This window comes from Deinococcus sp. (assembly GCF_025362455.1).
Classification (GTDB): domain Bacteria; phylum Deinococcota; class Deinococci; order Deinococcales; family Deinococcaceae; genus Deinococcus.
Window position 1 is genome coordinate 1 of record NZ_JANYGJ010000064.1, and the last position, 17,384, is coordinate 17,384.

20 protein-coding genes are annotated in these 17,384 nt (G+C 65.1%); 15 read left to right on the forward strand and 5 right to left on the reverse strand.

Annotated elements, in window-relative coordinates:
- The 6 genes from xdhC to Q0R23_RS04550 form a co-directional block, all read left to right on the forward strand.
- On the forward strand, nucleotides 1-821 hold an 821-nt coding region (gene xdhC, locus Q0R23_RS04525), incomplete at its 5' end, for a xanthine dehydrogenase accessory protein XdhC (RefSeq protein ID WP_293910814.1).
- Between the two features lie 34 nt (nucleotides 822-855).
- Nucleotides 856-2,169: a guanine deaminase gene (guaD, locus tag Q0R23_RS04530; RefSeq protein ID WP_293910816.1), complete on the forward strand. Its 1,314-nt coding sequence runs from the start codon at nucleotides 856-858 to the stop codon at nucleotides 2,167-2,169.
- A gap of 133 nt (nucleotides 2,170-2,302) precedes the next feature.
- Complete coding sequence (locus Q0R23_RS04535; protein ID WP_293910818.1) at nucleotides 2,303-2,998, forward strand: hypothetical protein; 696 nt, start codon at nucleotides 2,303-2,305, stop codon at nucleotides 2,996-2,998.
- Nucleotides 2,995-3,627 (forward strand): hypothetical protein, encoded by a 633-nt coding sequence (locus Q0R23_RS04540; RefSeq protein ID WP_293910820.1) that lies wholly within the window; start codon nucleotides 2,995-2,997, stop codon nucleotides 3,625-3,627. The genes Q0R23_RS04535 and Q0R23_RS04540 overlap by 4 nt, the downstream gene beginning before the upstream one ends.
- A gap of 215 nt (nucleotides 3,628-3,842) precedes the next feature.
- Complete coding sequence (locus Q0R23_RS04545) at nucleotides 3,843-4,139, forward strand: hypothetical protein (RefSeq protein ID WP_293910822.1); 297 nt, start codon at nucleotides 3,843-3,845, stop codon at nucleotides 4,137-4,139.
- Nucleotides 4,139-5,176: a DUF6745 domain-containing protein gene (locus tag Q0R23_RS04550; RefSeq protein WP_293910824.1), complete on the forward strand. Its 1,038-nt coding sequence runs from the start codon at nucleotides 4,139-4,141 to the stop codon at nucleotides 5,174-5,176. The genes Q0R23_RS04545 and Q0R23_RS04550 overlap by 1 nt, the downstream gene beginning before the upstream one ends.
- A gap of 97 nt (nucleotides 5,177-5,273) precedes the next feature.
- On the opposite strand, the gene Q0R23_RS04555 is transcribed toward Q0R23_RS04550, so the two are convergent.
- Both Q0R23_RS04555 and Q0R23_RS04560 read right to left on the reverse strand, forming a co-directional pair.
- Nucleotides 5,274-5,810 (reverse strand): CIA30 family protein, encoded by a 537-nt coding sequence (locus tag Q0R23_RS04555; RefSeq protein WP_293910826.1) that lies wholly within the window; start codon nucleotides 5,808-5,810, stop codon nucleotides 5,274-5,276.
- Nucleotides 5,811-5,874: 64 nt separating this feature from the next.
- Nucleotides 5,875-6,717 (reverse strand): SDR family oxidoreductase, encoded by an 843-nt coding sequence (locus tag Q0R23_RS04560; protein ID WP_293910828.1) that lies wholly within the window; start codon nucleotides 6,715-6,717, stop codon nucleotides 5,875-5,877.
- Between the two features lie 131 nt (nucleotides 6,718-6,848).
- On the opposite strand from Q0R23_RS04560, the gene Q0R23_RS04565 reads away from it, so the two are divergent.
- From Q0R23_RS04565 to Q0R23_RS04580, 4 genes are all read left to right on the forward strand, one after another.
- A complete protein-coding gene (locus Q0R23_RS04565) occupies nucleotides 6,849-9,050 on the forward strand; it encodes an APC family permease (RefSeq protein WP_293910830.1) in 2,202 nt (733 codons plus the stop codon).
- Between the two features lie 165 nt (nucleotides 9,051-9,215).
- Nucleotides 9,216-9,638 (forward strand): IS200/IS605 family transposase, encoded by a 423-nt coding sequence (gene tnpA, locus Q0R23_RS04570; RefSeq protein ID WP_293910850.1) that lies wholly within the window; start codon nucleotides 9,216-9,218, stop codon nucleotides 9,636-9,638.
- On the forward strand, nucleotides 9,625-10,851 hold the full coding sequence (gene tnpB, locus Q0R23_RS04575; RefSeq protein ID WP_293910832.1) for an IS200/IS605 family element RNA-guided endonuclease TnpB: 1,227 nt from the start codon (nucleotides 9,625-9,627) through the stop codon (nucleotides 10,849-10,851). Before tnpA ends, tnpB begins: the two co-directional genes overlap by 14 nt.
- 119 nt (nucleotides 10,852-10,970) lie before the next feature.
- Nucleotides 10,971-11,387, forward strand: a complete 417-nt coding sequence (locus tag Q0R23_RS04580; protein WP_293910834.1) for a hotdog fold thioesterase — start codon at nucleotides 10,971-10,973, stop codon at nucleotides 11,385-11,387.
- A 149-nt stretch (nucleotides 11,388-11,536) separates the two neighbouring features.
- Here the strand turns inward: Q0R23_RS04580 and Q0R23_RS04585 are convergent, their stop codons facing one another.
- Complete coding sequence (locus Q0R23_RS04585) at nucleotides 11,537-12,727, reverse strand: aldose epimerase family protein (RefSeq protein ID WP_293910836.1); 1,191 nt, start codon at nucleotides 12,725-12,727, stop codon at nucleotides 11,537-11,539.
- Nucleotides 12,728-12,919: 192 nt separating this feature from the next.
- On the opposite strand from Q0R23_RS04585, the gene Q0R23_RS04590 reads away from it, so the two are divergent.
- The 4 genes from Q0R23_RS04590 to Q0R23_RS04605 all read left to right on the forward strand — a co-directional run bounded on the left by Q0R23_RS04590 (nucleotide 12,920) and on the right by Q0R23_RS04605 (nucleotide 15,998).
- Nucleotides 12,920-13,714 carry an FAD-binding domain-containing protein gene (locus Q0R23_RS04590; RefSeq protein ID WP_293910838.1) on the forward strand — a complete coding sequence of 265 codons (795 nt, stop codon included), beginning with the start codon at nucleotides 12,920-12,922 and terminating at the stop codon, nucleotides 13,712-13,714.
- Nucleotides 13,711-14,256: a hypothetical protein gene (locus tag Q0R23_RS04595; RefSeq protein ID WP_293910840.1), complete on the forward strand. Its 546-nt coding sequence runs from the start codon at nucleotides 13,711-13,713 to the stop codon at nucleotides 14,254-14,256. The genes Q0R23_RS04590 and Q0R23_RS04595 overlap by 4 nt, the downstream gene beginning before the upstream one ends.
- Before the next feature lie 86 nt (nucleotides 14,257-14,342).
- On the forward strand, nucleotides 14,343-15,491 hold the full coding sequence (locus Q0R23_RS04600; protein ID WP_293910842.1) for an NAD(P)-binding protein: 1,149 nt from the start codon (nucleotides 14,343-14,345) through the stop codon (nucleotides 15,489-15,491).
- A 45-nt stretch (nucleotides 15,492-15,536) separates the two neighbouring features.
- On the forward strand, nucleotides 15,537-15,998 hold the full coding sequence (locus tag Q0R23_RS04605; RefSeq protein WP_293910844.1) for a hypothetical protein: 462 nt from the start codon (nucleotides 15,537-15,539) through the stop codon (nucleotides 15,996-15,998).
- Between the two features lie 35 nt (nucleotides 15,999-16,033).
- Here the strand turns inward: Q0R23_RS04605 and Q0R23_RS04610 are convergent, their stop codons facing one another.
- Together Q0R23_RS04610 and Q0R23_RS04615 are read right to left on the reverse strand one after the other, a co-directional pair.
- Complete coding sequence (locus Q0R23_RS04610) at nucleotides 16,034-16,297, reverse strand: metal-sensitive transcriptional regulator (RefSeq protein ID WP_293910852.1); 264 nt, start codon at nucleotides 16,295-16,297, stop codon at nucleotides 16,034-16,036.
- Between the two features lie 102 nt (nucleotides 16,298-16,399).
- Nucleotides 16,400-16,603 carry a heavy-metal-associated domain-containing protein gene (locus tag Q0R23_RS04615; RefSeq protein WP_293910846.1) on the reverse strand — a complete coding sequence of 68 codons (204 nt, stop codon included), beginning with the start codon at nucleotides 16,601-16,603 and terminating at the stop codon, nucleotides 16,400-16,402.
- A 143-nt stretch (nucleotides 16,604-16,746) separates the two neighbouring features.
- Here Q0R23_RS04615 and Q0R23_RS04620 point away from each other — a divergent pair.
- Nucleotides 16,747-17,384, forward strand: a 638-nt coding sequence (locus tag Q0R23_RS04620; RefSeq protein WP_293910848.1) for a heavy metal-associated domain-containing protein, incomplete at its 3' end; no start/stop codon positions are given.

The window sequence follows — 17,384 nt, forward strand, 5'->3', positions numbered from 1 at the left end:
TCACCCTCGTCGCCGTGCGCGGACACGCCCCCCGCGAGGCCGGGGCGAAGATGGTGGTCAGTCTGGACGACACTGGCCAGCTTCAAAGCTGGGACAGCGTGGGCGGCGGCAACCTGGAGGCGACGGCGGTTCAGAAGGCCAGGGCACTGCTTGAAAGTGGCTCCAGCACGCCGGAACTGTTTACACTCCAGCTCACGGACCGGGCCGCCGCCGAGTACGGGCGCCAGTGCTGCGGCGGCGAGGTCACGCTGCTGCTCGAACCGCTACTGAACGCGCGGACCCATATCGCCATCTTCGGCGTCGGGCACGTCGGGCTGGAGCTGGCGCGGGTGCTGAGCCGCCTGACTGTCGAGCTGCATCTGGTGGATTCGCGGGCAACGCAACTGTCGAAGGGGCGTCTGTCTGTGCTGGACGGTGGCCCGGCGCGGGTCCGCGTCCACCATTCGCCGATTCCGGAGCTGAGCCTGCACGACCTGCCTGCCGGAAGCCACCTCGTCATCATGACCCACGACCACGCCGAAGACGCCGCGCTGTGTGACGCGGCCCTGAGACGGCCTGAGCTGGGTTTTGTCGGGCTGATCGGCTCGACGGTCAAGTGGCTCAGATTTCGGGAGCAACTGAAGGCCGTGGGTCACAGCGAGGCCGACCTCACGCGCATCACCACGCCCATCGGCCTGGGCGGCGTGAGCGGCAAGGCGCCCGCCGTGATCGCGTTAAGTGTGGCCGCGCAACTGTTACAGGTTACAGAGCGGCAGGTCACGGAGCGGCAGGTCACGGAACGACATCCAGACGCTGTGCCGAAACGGGAATCCAGGGTCTGAGTTACGGCGTCTGGGCTAGACTCACGCCGAACCTATGACCCTGTACCGCGCCACCTTCCTGCACACGCCGACCAACGCCTTCACCGACCCGGACGCCCTCCGGTTCGAGGAGGACGGTGCTGTGCTGGTGCGCGACGAACTGGTCGTGCAGAGTGGGCCTTACGCGGCGCTGCGGGCCGAATATCCACACGAGCTTGCCGAAGACCTGCGCGGCGGGCTGCTGCTGCCGGGCTTCGTGGACACGCATGTCCATTATCCGCAGCTCCGGATTATCGGTGGACTGGGCTTGCCGCTGCTCGACTGGCTCGACCAGGTGGCGCTGCCGGAAGAGGCGCGCTTCGGGAACATAGTTTATGCCGAAGCCGTCGCGCATGAATTCTGCCGGGCGCTGATCTCGAACGGCACGACCACGGCGCTGGCCTTCGGCTCGCATTTCGCCGTCGCCGTGGAGGTGCTGTTCGCCGAGGCCGAGCGGGCCGGGCTGCGGCTGGTGGCCGGACAGGTGGTGAGTGACCGGTTGCTGAGGCCGGAGCTGCACACCACGCCGGAGATTGCCCACCAGGAAGGCAAAACGCTCATCGAGCGCTGGCATGGACGCGGCAAGCTGCTCTACGCCGTGACGCCGCGCTTCAGTTTATCGGCGTCGGAAGCCATGCTGGACGCCTGCGCCGCGCTGATGGGCGAGTATCCGGAGCTGCGCTTCACCAGCCACATCAACGAGAACGAGCGGGAAATGCAGACGGTGCGCTCGCTGTTTCCCGGCGCCCCGGATTACCTCTCGACCTACGAGCGGGCCGGGCTGGTCACGAACCGCAGCGTGCTGGCCCACGATATTCATCCGCAGGACCGTGAGCTGGAGGTCATGGGTGCGGTTGGCTGCACCGCCGCGCATTGCCCGTGCAGCAACGCCTCGCTGGGCAGCGGGCTGTTTCCGCTCAGGCGGCATCTGGAACACGGCGTGCGCGTCTCGCTGGGCAGCGACGTGGGCGGCGGCACCGGCTTCTCGATGTTCAAGGAGGGCCTCCAGGCGCACTTCACACAGCAGCTTCTGGGCGCCCAGGGCGCGGCGCTGAGCCCGGCGCAACTTCTGTACCTGAGCACCAGGGCCGGAGCCGAGGCGCTGGGCCTGGGCGAGATTACCGGCGACTTCAGCGACGGCATGGCCTTCGACGCCGTGCTGCTGCGCCCGCAGGCCGGTTCGGTGCTCTCGGCGGTCTTCGGGCGGGCCGAGGGGCCGGAGCGTGCCCTGGCCGCCGCCTTCGCCACCGGCACGCAGGCCGACGTGGAGCGCGTCTGGGTCGGTGGAGAAACGCTCTATCAGCGGGAAAACACGACCAGCATCGTTTGACGATGGGTCTGAGCGATAAGTCTAGGCGATAAGTCTATTTGTCACGTTCTGCCGAAATCTCGGCTACCATGAACGGGATATGAATTCACGCACAGGCCAGTTGGCCCGGCTTATGGTCGGCGGAGCGCTGCTCATGACCTCTCTCAGCTCGTGCTGGAGCTGGATCAACCCGCCGCAGCCGACCAAGTACGTGACGCTGGGCTTCCAGTTCCCAGCCCTCAGCGCCGACGAGGCCAAAAATGCGTATCTGGCCGCCTACTACTACGACTCGCCGACGACCATCAAGGTGCTTTTGCAGCAACCCATCGGCACTCCCGACTACTCGAACCAGAACTACTCGAACCCGAACCCAGGCGGGCCGCAGACTTCGGCCACGCTGCCGCTCTACGGTTACGAAGCGCTCCTGAACGCCGACGCCAAATGCAGCAGCCCCTTTGTCGGCGGCGAGACGAAAGACCGCTCCAACGCCGTGGTGACGCCGAGCAGCGTGAACACCTGCAACGTGTACTTCGCCATTTACACCAACATCGGCGCCAACAAACCCGATAGGTCCAATCGGTTGTACGCGACCAACGATTTCTTCGGCTACGCTTCCAGCGACTTCACCTACAGCATGGCCGCACTGGACGGCAAAACCAGCGAGTCCGGCACCCGCAAGCTGGGCTGGACCCTGGTGCGGCACACGGTTCTGGAGCCCAGCGCCGCGCCCGGCACCTACCTGGTGACCCAGAACAGTGCGCCCGACACCGACCAGGCGCTGCCGATCCGCCTGCACGCGCCGACCAACGGGCTCATCAGCCAGAACGTTCAAACCTGGGGGCACAAATGAAGCACCTGTGCTTCGTGGCCGGACTGCTGCCGCTGCTGCTGATCGCCTGTGCCCAGGGCACTGCTTCCGTCGGCGGCACCATCCCCGATTTGCCCACCGGCGCCGAGGTGCGCTCAGCGGCGGTGCCCGGCGGCGCCCCGGTCTACCTGAGCCTGCTCACGGGCGGCGGCGAGAGCCTCTACCAGACCACGGCGGCGGCAGGCAGCACCGTCACGGCGGTGGACCCCGGTGCCTGGAAAAGCAAATTCACGGGCCGCACCGTGGCTGCCGAGACCCTGATCCCGGCGGGCGCGACCAACACCAGCATCAGCCCGGCTGGAGCGCAGGTGCTGCTGCTGCACTGGACCATGTGGCAGGACACCAACACCAACGGCGCCCTCGACGACGGCGAGGCCCTGGCGCTGCTGACGCACGACCGGGTGGCCTACAGCGACAAGGCCCTGAGCCTCAGCTTTCAGACCGCCGCGCCGAACATGGTGCAGACCTGGACGCTGAAGGCGGGCTGGAGCCGCGCCGCCCACTACGTCTACCGGCCCGACGACGGCAAGAATCAGTTCCAGCGCAGCCTGGAGAGCACCCTGCCCCAGCGCTACGAGCTGCACATCCCCACGCCGATCACCAGTATGTGAGCGAGCAGGACACCAAGCGCCGGAATCCTGAGCAGTGGATTCCGGCGCTTTATGTTGGCGCCTGGGCTGGATAGCTCGGCGGCTGGACGAACGCCGCGCAACGTGACGGAGCTTGCCTTCCGGCTTCGACTGTGTTATGCTAGGGACGTAATCGAAGGCCGCAATCAGTTGTTTAGATAAGCATTCAGGGTGAGCCACGCTCCCCAGGAGGTCCTATGCTCTACCGCCACGGAGACGTGCTGGTGCTCGAAGTGCCCAGCCTGCCCACCGCCCACGCCCGCCCCGGCACCACGCTGGCACGCGGCGAGGTCACCGGTCACAGCCACCGCTTCAGCGACGCCGGGCAGGTCCAGCTTTATCAGGCCGGGGCCGATACCTACGTTCAGGTGCTGGCAGAGAGCGCCGATCTGATCCACGAGGAACACGCCACCATCGCGCTGCGCCGGGGCTTCTACAAAATCTGGATGCAGCGCGAGTACAGCCCCGAAGCCATCCGCCGGGTGATCGACTGATGCCGGACGTGCTGGACGCGCCTGCGGCAATTCCCCCGGTCCTGAGCGCCGCCGAGGCCCGCGCCGCCATCCTGGGGGGGCAGGTGAGCGGCCCGCTGCGGTTCCGGGGCAAGCTCGACCTCAGCGGCGAAAAAGGGTTACGCCACCTACCCGACGACCTTTGCGGCGACACGCTGGATGTCAGCGACAGCGGCCTGGAAGCCTTGCCGGAGCGCCTGAGTCTGGGCGAACTGATCGCCCGTAACCTGCCCCTGACGGGTGTGCCCTCCAGCCTGCGGGTTCAGTTCCGACTCAGCCTGGACGGCTGCGCCCGGCTTCAGGAACTGCCGGAAAACCTGGTTGTGGGCGCCCTGAACCTGCAAGACTGCCTCTCGCTGGAGACGCTGCCGGAGGGACTCGACGTGTATTTCCTGAACATAGACCGCTGCGACGCCATGACCCGCTGGCCGCGTCAGGCGCAGATGCGTTTTGGGCACCTCTCGGCCCGCGACTGCCTGAGCCTGCGCTCACTGCCGGGCTGGCTCGGCACCGTCGCCCAGCTCGATATTTCCGGCTGCCGGGGAATAGTAGCGCTGCCCGCGCACCTGAAGATCACCGGCTGGCTGGACGTGGCGGGCAGCGGCCTGGAGAACCTCAGCAGCCTCCTCGGCCCGCACCCGGCCCTGCGCTGGCGCGGCGTGCGCGTCGACGAGCGGCTGGCCTTCGACCCCCAGAGCATCCGGGGGAGCGAGATCATGGCCCAGACTAACGCCGAGGTCCGCCGCGTGATGATCGAGCGGGTCGGCGCCGAGCGCTTTCTGGATGAGGTCGGCGCCGTCATTCTCGACCGTGACCGCGACGCGGGCGGCGAACGCACACTGGTGCAGGTGAACATGGACAACGACGAGCCCTTCGTGGCCGTCTGCGTGGGCTGCCCCTCCACTGGACGCCGCTACACCCTGCGCGTGCCGCCGACCATTCGCACGGGCCAGGCCGCCTCCGCCTGGCTGGCGGGCTTCGACGACCCGAAGCTGTACAGACCGGTGGTGGAAGCGTAGGGAGGACTTGGGTTGTGGGGAGTGGGTTGTGGGGAGTGGGAACAGCGAAGACTCCGGAGCGCAGATCGCGTCCGGGCTCGTCGCCGTGCTTGAAACGCTATCTAGCTTTGATCCAGTCCACGTCCAGAGCAAAGCGCTCGGCGCGTCCGTTGCCGATCACCAGGCCAAAGAAGGCGACGCGGCTGGTGTCGAGGGCCGGACCCCTGACCCGTTCGCCGGAGCGGGTGGGCCGCAGCGAACTCAGGGGAATCTCGACCTCGGTCCAGCGTCCTGCCACCGTGGCAAATTCGTTGCGGTAAGTCACGCCGGAGCGCGCCGTATTCCCGAGTTGCAGGGCGTAGCGCTTGCCGTCACCACGGACCCTCAGCACGACGCTGGAAAAGCCGCTGAGGTCGTAACGGGCCGGGTTGGAGCGAATACCTGAGAATCCCCCGTTATTCTCCAGCCGCACCTGACCGCTGAAGGTGAGCGTGCCTCCGCTGACGCGCACCCGGCTGCCCGACACGCCGCCCATCACGGTGTCGTTGCGCGGATACCAACTCGGCTCACCCGGCCCGAAATCGAGAAGCGTTCCCGCCGACGCCGACGCCGACAGCAGCAAACTCAGCAAAAGCATTTTCATGAGCCGGTTCATGAACTCAGCCTAACCCGGTCCCCCGCTTTACACCATCAGCCGGACGACAGTCGCTCCCGCTGCCTCACTTCCTCCGCTGAACGTTGTGAATCAGCCTCGGCAGGTATTTGCGCGGCATCAGCTTGGTCATCAGCAGTTGCGCCCGGTTGACGCCGCCGGGAATGCACACCGCGTCGCCGCGCATCATCGCCTCCAGGCCCTGACGGGCGACGTCCTGCGCACTGAGCACCGAGAAGCGCGACGGGCCGCTCAGCATCACCGACTCACCCAGGCTGGCGCGGTCCTGAAAGCCGGTTTCGACCGGCCCCGGACACAGCGCCGTGACGGCCACGCCGCTGCCGCGCAGCTCCTCGGCCAGCCCCTCGGAAAAGCTCAGCACGAACGCCTTGGAGGCGTAGTAGGTCGCCATCAGCGGCCCCGGCAAGAAGGCGGCGGTGCTGGCGACGTTCATGATCCGGCCCCGCCCCCTTGAGAGCATGCCCGGCAAAAAGCGGTGGGTCAGCTCGGTCAGCGTGACGATATTGAGCTGGAGCATGTCGAGCTGCTCGGTGCGGTCACTGTGGGCGAATTCGCCGTAGAGGCCGTACCCGGCGTTGTTGATTAAAAAATCGATGTCTATGCGCCGGAACTCGGCCTCGCGTTCCAGTTCGGCGGCGGCGCCGGGGTCGGCCAGATCGAGCGCCATGACGCCGGTCTGAATGCCGTGCTTCTCGGCCAGCTCGGCGGCCAGCGCCTGCAACTTGTCCTCGCGGCGGGCGACCAGCAGCAGGTGAATGCCGCGCGGCGCCAGTTGCCGGGCCATCTCTTCACCCAGGCCGCCGCTGGCGCCGGTAATCAGGGCGGTGGGGCGGCGCACGGACGTTGGCGCCGACTGGTCGAGCATTGCCGAAGGTTGAGGAGTGGTCATGGCTGAGAGTAATACAACTGGAGTGGCCACAGACCGCGTGGCGGCCTGGACCCCGCCGGGGAAGCGCGCTCATGCTGGGTGTAGACCAGCTTATCCGGCGCCCGGCTCCGGCGCGGCATACTGCGCACATCATGACATCGCCACCGCCCAGCGCCCCGTCCTCTGCCTTCAAACGCTGGCTGCTCGAAGGCACCAGCACCGCCCCTGACCAGCAGGGCTTCTACGAGGATCCCAAAGCCGTCCAGACCAAGCATCACACCCATCCCTGGTGGAAGGTCATGTGCCTGACCGGCGTGGACTACTTCAGCTCGCTGGGCTATCAGCCGAGCATCGCAGCGCTGAGCGCGGGCATCCTCTCACCTGTTGCCACGCTGGTGCTGGTGCTGGTGACGTTGTTCGGAGCGCTGCCGATGTACCGCCGGGTCGCCCGCGAAAGTCCGCACGGTGACGGCTCGATCAGCATGCTCGAACGGCTGCTGAGCTTCTGGCCCAGCAAGTTTCTGGTGCTGGCGCTGATCGGCTTCGTGGCCACCGGATTCGTGATTACCATTACCCTATCGGCTGCCGACGCTGCCGAGCATCTGATCCAGAATCCATTTCTCAAACCCCTTCTGGGCCATGCTCAGGTGCCCGCGACGCTGGTGCTGATCGCGCTGCTGGGCGCCGTGTTCCTGAAGGGTTTCAACGAGGCCATCGGCATTGCGGTGGGCGTCGTGCTGGTCTACCTGGGCCTGAGCGCCGTGGTGGTCGGCAAGGCCTTGAGCCTGGTGGTGGGCAACCCGCAGCTTCTGCCCGACTGGCTGGGCAGCCTGGGCCAGCAGTTCACCTCGCCTCTGGCCATCATCGGCGGCGCACTGCTGGTCTTTCCCAAGCTGGCCCTGGGGCTGTCGGGCTTCGAGACGGGCGTGGTGGTCATGCCCCTGATCAAAGGCGACGCCGCAGACACCGAGGAACATCCGGCAGGGCGCATCCGCAACGGCAAAAAACTGCTGACCACCGCCGCACTGATTATGAGCGTGTTCCTGATTACCAGCAGCCTGGCCACTACCCTGGTGATTCCGGTCACCTCGTTCCTGCCGGAAACGTCCGCTACCGGCGTGGTCTCCAACCGCGACCTGGCAGCGGGCCGGGCCACCGTCAATCTGCCGCTCGACGAACACGGCGGACTCAACCGAAGCGTGCTGGTGACCCTGCCCGCCGGGGCCAGCGGCAGCTTTACCCTGGCGACCCGCGTACTGCCCGCCGACGCCAACAGTGAGGCCGTGCCGCTCTCGGTCAGCGTCACGCCCGGCCAGGAAAGCGCTACCGTTACCGTCACCAAGCCCAAGGGCGAAGCCAACGGACGCGCCCTGGCCCAGATCGCGCACACCAGGCTGGGCGAAGCCTTCGGCACCGTCTACGACATCAGCACCATCGCTATTCTGTGGTTCGCGGGCGCCTCGGCTATGGCGGGCCTGCTCAACATCGTGCCGCGCTACCTGCCGCGCTACGGCATGGCGCCGGACTGGACCCGCGCCAACCGGCCCCTGGTGCTGGTGTTCATCACCGTGTCGTTCGTGGTGACGCTGGCCTTCAAAGCCGATGTCGTTGCCCAGTCCGGGGCCTACGCCACCGGCGTGCTGGCGCTGATGACCTCGGCGGCGGTGGCCGTGACGCTCTCGGCCATCCGGCACAAGGAGCGCGGGCTGAGCGTTTTGTTCGGGGTCATCAGCCTCATCTTCATCTATACCAGCGTCGTCACCGTCATCAACAATCCTGAGGGCCTGTTCATCGCGCTGCTGTTCATCGCGGCGGTGCTGGCGGTCAGCATCTACTCGCGGGTCCAGCGCTCCTTCGAGCTGCGCGTCAGCAACGTGGCGATGGACGAGTCGGCCCTGCGTCTGATCGGCGATTTCCGGATTCGTCCGTTGCGGCTGGTGGCCCACCGACCCGGCCCGGCGGTGCAGGCCGAGTACCACAAACAGGAGCTGCGGGTTCGCCAGATGGCCCACCTGCCCGACGAGGCGCCGTTCCTGTTTCTGGAAGTCGAGGTGGACGACGCCAGCGATTTCAGCGACGTGGTGGAGGTCAGCGGCGCCTACGTGGGGCCTTACGGGATTCTCAAGGCAAGGGGATCGAGCGTGCCCAACACCATCGCCGCGCTGATGCTGCACCTGCGCGGCAAGGGCGCCCCACCCCAGGTCTACATGCGCTGGAGCGAGGACAGCCCGCTGCACCTGGCCCTGCGTTTTCTGGTCGAGGGCGAGGGCGACGTGCCGCCGCTGACCCACGAGATCTTGCGCCGCGCCGAGCCCGACCGCGACCGCCGCCCGATCGTCCACGTCGGCGGGTAATCGGCAGGTCAGCAAGGTTTTTATCCCGGCGGGCAGGCGCCCTGAGTCGGCGGCGCCTGCCCGGTTTTTGATGAAGGAGGGGCGCACACTCATGACTGAAGTCACGAGTTAGCCCCTCGCCGCGCCGCAGGCGCGGCCTGAAGCCAAAGCACTTGTATCTTTCGGCTGACATATGTTATACTTTCTTCAGTGATGAAAAAGGGTCGGGGATACGTCTATCAGCTTGAATACCATCTCATTTGGTGCGTGAAATACCGTCATCAGGTGTTGAAGGGAGAGATTGCAGATGGACTCAAAGACATCCTTAAAGACATCGCCGCCCAAAATGGGCTGGAGATTCTTGCACTGGAGGTCATGCCTGACCACGTTCACCTCTTGTTGAGCGCAACCCCGCAGCAGGCCATCCCCGATTTTGTGAAGGCGCTGAAAGGTGCATCTGCTCGCCGGATGTTTTCGGCCTACCCGCAGTTGAAGCAGAAACTTTGGGGTGGCAACCTCTGGAACCCGACGTATTGCGTCTTGACCGTTTCGGAAAATACCCGTGCTCAGATTCAGAATTACATTGAGAGCCAGCATGATAAGGAATAAGGCTTTCGTTGTCAGGCTGTACCCGAATGCGAGTCAAGCCGAGAAAATCAACCGCACTTTGGGTTGTGCTCGGTTTGTCTACAATCACTTCCTCGCTCGGCGGATTTCCACCTACAAAGAGACTGGGGGAGGGTTGACCTACGGTCAAACCAGCAGCGAACTCACGCTGCTCAAAAAATCCGAAGAAACAAACTGGTTGAGCGAAGTGGATAAATTTGCCCTCCAGAATGCTTTGAAGAATTTGGGTACGGCATATAAGAATTTCTTCCGTGCCGTTAAGAAATCGGGGAGGAAATTTGGTTTCCCCCGCTTCAGGAAGAAGCAAACCAGTGAGTCTTACCGCACACAGTTCACTAACAATAACATCGAATTGGGAAAAAATTGCATTAAGCTTCCCAAACTGAGTTGGGTGAAAACCAGAGGACAACAAGACATACAAGGTAAAATCTTGAATGTTACCGTCCGTCGTAACCACAAAGGATATTACGAAGCATCGGTTCTTTGCGAAGTTAAAATTCCGTATCTTCCAGCAGCTCCAAAGTTTGCCACCAGAGTAGACGTTGGAATTAAAGAATTCGCCATTATAACCGATGGCAGAGAGTTTGAACATGAAGCGAATCCGAAATACTACCGTGCCTCCCTGAAGAGACTTCGCAAGGCTCAAAAAACTCTGTCCAGACGCAAAAAGGGCAGCGCTCGTCACGGGAAAGCGAAAACCAAGCTGGCTCGTGTCCACAAGCGCATTGCTAACAAACGTCAGGATTTCATCCATAAACTCACCACCTCTCTTGTTCGCCAGTACGAAATCATCTGTACTGAACACCTGAAACCCAGCAACATGGTCAAGAATTACAGACTCGCACTCAGCATCAGTGACGCGGGGTGGGGTGAGTTCATCCGCCAACTGGAGTACAAGGCGACGTGGTACGGGCGGCTGGTCTCCAAAATCAGCCCGTATTTCCCATCGAGCCAGTTGTGCCATGACTGCGGATTCAAGAATCCCGCCGTGAAGAATCTTGCCGTCCGAGAGTGGACTTGCCCGAACTGCGGGGAAACCCATGACCGAGACGAGAACGCCGCACTGAACATTCGGCGTGAAGGATTGGTGGCCGCAGGAATTTCGGACACCCAAAACGCTCATGGAGACGGCGTAAAACCTGCTTGTTTGGGTAGCGGTCTGCGAAGTGAGAATCACGCGACTTTAGTCGTGTGAGGTTCAATTCCCTGTCCTGACCTGGCCCAGACGTTCTAGACTCGCTCCAAATCCCCGGAGGTTGCTATGAATCTGTCCACCTGTCATTTGCACGCTGCACGGTCGTTTCCGGTGTCCGCATGACCGGCCCGTTGCCCGGCCTGAATCCGCAGGGCACGCTGATGGAGCATCTGGGCATCCGGTTGCTGGAGGCCAGCGCGTTGAGGGTGGTGGCGCAGATGACGGTGGACCGCAGGGTGCATCAGCCCTTCGGCATCCTGCACGGCGGCGCCAGCGTGGCCCTGGCCGAAACCGTCGCCAGCTACGGCGGCTACCTCAGCGTCCGTGAGCGCGGCATGGTGGCGGTGGGCCTGGAAATCAACGCCAACCACCTGCGCCCGGTCACGTCGGGCACGGTCACGGCCACCGGCACGCCCATCTTTCAGGGCCGCACCACCGAGGTCTGGAACATCGAGATCACCGACGAGCGCGGCAAGGCGGTCTGTATCTCGCGCTGCACGCTGGCGATCACTCCGGCGCCATCAGAGAGCACGTAGAGCAGTACTCCGAATTACGCCACGGGGAAAACAGCCTCCCCGCGCCTCCATTCTGCGTCCTGCTCAGTTAAAACTACTCGCTCCGCTCGGTCATAAAAAGGGTCTTTTTATGACATCTGCTCTAAGTTCAAGACCGCTCCGGAACGCTCCTACTCCATCAGCGAAAAGTGGTACTCCGTCGTCCAGGTGTAGACCTCGCCGGGCCGCAGCACGGTGGAGGGAAAATTCGGTTGATGCGGCGCGTCGGGAAAGCGCTGGGGCTCCAGGCACACCGAGCTGCGCGGGCCGTAGCGCTGAGCGTTCCAGCCCGCGAAAGTGCCGTCCGAGAAGTTACCGGAATACACCTGGAGGCCCGGCTGATCGGTCAGCACCTTCAGTTGCCTGCCGCTGACGGGCTCGAACAGCGTGGCGGCCAGGTTCAGATCACCACCGTTCAGATCACTACCGTTCAGATCACCGCCTGCCCGGTCAGGCCGGGGCGACCCGTCCAGCACGAAGTTGTGATCGTAGCCACCGGCAAAACTGAGCTGCTGATCGGCGTCCCCGATCCGCTCGCCGATGCTGCGCGGGGTGCGGAAGTCGAACGGGGTTCCGGCCACGTCGGCCAGCTCGCCCGTGGGAATCAGCGCGGCGTTCACGGGTGTGTAGCGCGAGGCGCCCAGCGTCAACTGATGGCCGAGCACGCTGGGCGCCTGAGTGCCGTCAGCGATCTGGGCCGCTTCACCGAGCCCGCACAGGTTCCAGAACGGGTGGTGCGTCAGGTTCACCAGCGTCTCGGCGTCGGTCTGGGCGCTCAGGTCCAGCCGCAGCACCGGGCCGCTGAGGCTGTAGCGGGCCTGCACCTCCAGCTTGCCGGGGTAGCCCTCCTCACCGGCAGGGCTGGTGTAGCTCAGGGCGAGTCCACCCTCGGAATACCCGGCCTGCCAGCTCACACCGTGCAGCCCGCCCGGCCCGCCGTGCAGGGCGTTGGGGCCGTCATTGGTCGCCAGTTGGTACGCCTGGGCGCCCAGCTCGAAGCGGCCCCCGGCGATCCGGTTGCCCACCCGCCCGATGACAGCGCTGTAGTAGATGGCCTGGGGGTGTCGCCAGTACGGCTCCGGCTGCTCGTGGCCCAGCACCAGATCGCCCCAGGTGCCGCGCCGGTCGGGGGTTCGTACCCGGATGAGCCGCCCGCCCAGATTGCTGATCTGCACCCGCACCTCTGGGCTCGACAGGCCGTAAAGCCGCCACACCTCGCCGCCCGGCCCCCGGCCCCACAGCGGGGGCTGCTGTGGGTCTGGCTGCTCGGAGGCCGCCTGCTGGGTCAATGCATCGGTGCTGTTCCCGTCAGTCCTGTTCACACCGGCTATTGTGTCATTCCGGAGCAGAATGTTTTGAACGGGCTAACCTGAGAGGACCATCAACTGAAAAGTCCTGATAGACCGGGCCAGGCAGACCGGGTTTGGCAGACCGGGTTTCGGCAGACTTCGCCAGTCATACAGACTTCGCCATTCGTACAGTGCCGGTGGCCCAGGCACGCCAGACTGAGCAGCGTGAGTGCGCCTACTGATCTGCCGACCCGGATTCCCACCGACCTGACCGACGAGCAGCTTCCCGAAGTGCTGGGCCGCTCACTCGCGGGCCTGTATTCCGGCGAGGCCCGACTGCCCGCCCGCCCCGGTGGCCGCAACGCCGCTCTGAAGGCCCTGGGCGCCTTTACCGGCAAGGATTACGGGGCGCGCAACCACCTGCTCTCGCCGGTCTCCAGGCTGTCGATGTACCTGCGCCACGGCATGATCTCGCCGCTTGAGGTCGCCCAGGTGGTGCGGGCCGGGAGCCGCCGCTCGGACCGCGAGGAGTTCCTGCGGCAACTGGCCTGGCGCGAGTTTTTCTGGCTGGTGCTGCGGCAGCGCGGCGCGGCGGTGCTCAGCAACCTGGAGGAACCCAAATACCGCGCCCAGTGGTCGCCCGACCTGCCTGCCGACGTGCGAGAGGCCCGCACCGGCCTGCCCTGCGCCGACGCCTGGGTCACGCACCTGACCGAGGACGGCTACATGCACAACCACGAGCGGATGTGGTTCGCCGCCTACCTGATTCACTGGCGCAAAGTCGACTGGCGGGCCGGGTACGCCTTTTTCCGCGAACACCTGCTCGACGGTGACCTGGCCAGCAACGCCCTGAGCTGGCAGTGGGTCGCCAGCACCTTTTCCGGCAAGCCCTACATGATGAATCAGGAAAACATCGCCAAATATTCAGCGGGCAAGTGGTGTGACGGCTGCACGGCCCAGTGTCCCTTCAAGGGCAGCTACGAGCAATTGCAGGAAAAGCTGTTCGGATGGAAGGCGTGAGCACGGCGAACGGACCGGTGATCGTCTGGCTCCACGGCGACAGCCTGAGCCCCACGGACGCGGCCCTGAGCGCTCACCCACAGGCCCCGGCGCTGTTCGTGTTCGACCGCCCGTTTCTGTCCAGTCACGCCATCGCCTTTACCCGGCTGGCCTTCATGTACGGCGGCGTGCGCGACGTGGCCGCCGCCCGGCCCGGCCTGACTGAACTGCGCGTCGGCAGCGTCAGCGCTGAGCTGGCCGCCTTCGCCACCGAACATGGCGCCGCCGAGCTGCACGTCACCGAGAACCCCACCCCGGAATTCGGCAGCATTCTGAGCGGCGTGCGCGAGCGCTGCCCAGGGCTGCGGGTCGTCATCTACCCCGCCGAGCGCCTGAGCAGCTACAGCGGCCAGGTCAACAAATTCTTCGGCTTCTGGAACAAGGTCCAGTCGGAGGTGCTGGGCGGCGGCGAGCTGTTTCGAGATCAGGACGCGCCCCGTCCTCAGCCGGAATCGGAGCGGCGTCCACGAGACCACCGTTCAGACCGCAACCGGCGGCGCTGACCTTCGGCGCTCAATCCATAACGCTGAGCCGCAGCGCTGAAGCATTTCGCCCTGTCCGGCCCGGCGGGCTTCGCTAGACTCGCGCCATGACTGCCAGCGAGCCTTCCAACAACCGCTCAGACCAGCAAACGACACAGGCGCAACACACGCCGCAGCACGCCGATACCCTGATCGTGGGCGCCGGGCTGGCCGGGCTGGCACTGGCCCGTGAGCTGGCCGCTCATGAACAATCCGGGGCCGGTCAGGGCGTGCTCCTTCTCGACAAATCGCGGGGCGTGTCCGGGCGCAGCAGCACCCGCCGCAGCATTCACCGGAGCGGCACTCACTGGAGCAACGAGGCGCTGCTCGACCACGGCGCCCGGTTTTTTACTGCCCGCGCCGGGCGCACCCGCACCTGGGTTCAGGGCGCCCTGGAGGAAGGCTGGCTGGCCGAATGGACCCGCAGCGTGCCGGTCTGGGAAGCGGGGCAGGTGTCGGGCGAGCCGGGCCGGGGGCACCCGCGCTACGTGCCGCCGGGGGGCATGAACGTCATTGGCCGCGAGCTGGGGCGAGACCTGAGTGTGCTCACCCAGACCCAGGCGGTCTCGGTGCGGCGTCAGGGCGATGTGTGGCAGGTTGGCGCTCAGGATGGCCGGGTCTTCACGGCGCGGCGGCTGGTGCTGAATCTGCCGCCGCCGCAGATCGTCCCGCTGCTGGAGGGCGCTGGACTGGCAGAGTCTGAAGTGGCAGAGTCTGAAGAGGCAGGGGCGGGCAGCCGTCTGGATCTGGAAGCGCTCCGCGCCGTGCAATTCGACCCCTGCTGGGCGGTGGGCGCGGTGCTGAACGCCGACCTGAGCGGCGCCGAGTGGCCCGCGCTGCGCTTGAATAACCACCCGTCGCTCGACTGGCTGGCCCGCGAGCACACCAAACGTCCGCCCGGCCAGACGCCCACGCTGATGCTGCACGCCCGCGCCGACTGGAGCCGAGGTCACCTGCAAGACACGCCCGCCGAGGTCACGGCGGCGCTGCTGGAGGCGGCCCGCGAGGTCGCTGGACCCTTCACAGTGGAGAGCAGCTTCGCGCACCGCTGGCTCTACGCCACGCCCACCGTCCGCTATGAGCACAGCTTCGGCTGGCACAGCGAGCTGGCGCTGGGCTGGTGCGGCGACTGGTGCGTCCCCGACCCGCACGGCCCCCGCGTCGAGGCGGCGCTGCTGAGCGGCTGGGAGCTGGCCGACAGGCTGCTGGAGGGCTGAAGTCGGTGAAATTAAATCGGTTGACGCTGGAGGGGAAATGAAACCATGAGTTACGAACAGTTTTACAGCCGTTTTCCAGAACTGGCCATAGCCGAAACCAGGGTCATCACTATTTTTCCCGACTCCGTTGTGCCGCTCCCACCCGGAGAATACGGGCTGATGGAGGCGTATTGCACCGAGCCGGGCTGCGATTGCCGCCGGGTCTTTCTGAACGTGGTGGCGCCTGGCAAGTCGGAGGTGCAGGCTGTGATCTCGTATGGCTGGGAGCGCCGGGCGTTTTACGTCCGCTGGTTCGGACGTGACGACCCTGACGTCATTCGGGAACTCAAAGGTCCAGCCCTGGCGCTGGGCCAACCTCAATCCGCGCTGGCACCGCAGATTCTGGACACGGTAAAACAGGTGGTGCTGACCGACCAGGCGTACGTCCAGCGCCTGAAACGGCACTACCAGATGTTCAGGGCGTCCCTTCCTACACCGATCAAGTCCAGCCAAGCGCCCCGCAGATAAGCGTCTGAGTTTCACCTGTTCTCAACACACCCGGTTCAGGTGTACTTGAGCGCTTCCATCAGCTCTTCGACGATCTCAGTGGCGTCGCCGCGCTCGTGGGCGGTGGCGACGTGGGCTTCGAGGTGTCCGCGTAGCACGACCTCGCCCGCACCGGACAGGGCGCCCTGCACCGCCTTGATCTGGCGCAGCACATCCACGCAGTACACCTCCGGGTCATCCAGCATCCGCACGATGCTCTCCAGGTGGCCGCGCGCGATCGCCAGGCGGCGCGAGGCCCGCTTGCGCGAGTCTTCCGGCATGCACAGGTGCGCGTGGGCGGCGTGGTCGTGCTTCGGCGGCGAGTCTGGGGCTGGCCGAGCCGTTCTAGCGGCTGTCTTGGTAGGGGCTCGTGTCACCCGACCCTACTGCCGGACCTGGGCGCCGTAGCCCTCTGCGGTGATGGCCGCCAGCAGCGCCTGAAGGTCGGCCTGGCCCTGCACGGTGGCAGTGCCTTGCGCCAGGTCAACCTGGGCCTCCTGCACGCCGGGAACGCTCTTGAGGGCCTTGGCTACGGCAGTTTGGCAATGCCCGCAGGTCATGCCGCTGATGGTCAGTTGGGTAGTCATGCCAGCAGCCTATACCCACCCCTGGGGGGTGTCAAGGTTTAGTGCTGATGCGTTAAGAGTTTTATGGCCGAAAATGCTTGAATTAGCATCCTTTCGAGACTATGCTGGGCTCAAAACCTCCCTGGGAGGATTGGAGCGATACGGTGACTGGACAAACTCAACGAACACTGGAACTCGGCGTGCAGGGGATAACCTGCGCGAGCTGCGTGGGCCGGGTCGAACGCGGGCTGAGGAAGGTGGAGGGTGTCAGCGACGCCGTGGTCAATCTCGCTACCGAGCGGGCCACCGTCACCTATGATCCGGCTATCACCCAACCGCAAACCTTGCTCGATACCGTCAGGGACGTCGGCTACGAGCCGGTCACCGCCACCGCCGAACTCGGCGTGCAGGGCATGACCTGCGCCAACTGTGTGGGCCGGGTCGAACGGGCGCTCGGCAAGGTGGACGGTGTGCTCTCGGCCAGCGTCAACCTCGCCACCGAGCGGGCCACGGTGCAGTACCTGCCGTCTGCCGTCAGTCTTGGTCAGCTCAAGGCAGCGGTGAGGGAGAGCGGGTACGCGGTGCTCGAATCGCAGGCCGGGCAGGACCGCAGCGACGCAGAACGTGAGGCCAAGGCGGCAGAAGTGCGCGACCTCCGGCACTCCGTTCAGTTCAGCGCCGTGTTCGCCGCCCCGCTGCTACTGCTGGCCATGTTGCCGATGCTGGACATGCCGCTGGAGATGCGGCTCCTCGACCGACTGGGCAACGGCCTGAACTGGATCATGCTGGCGCTAGCGGTCCC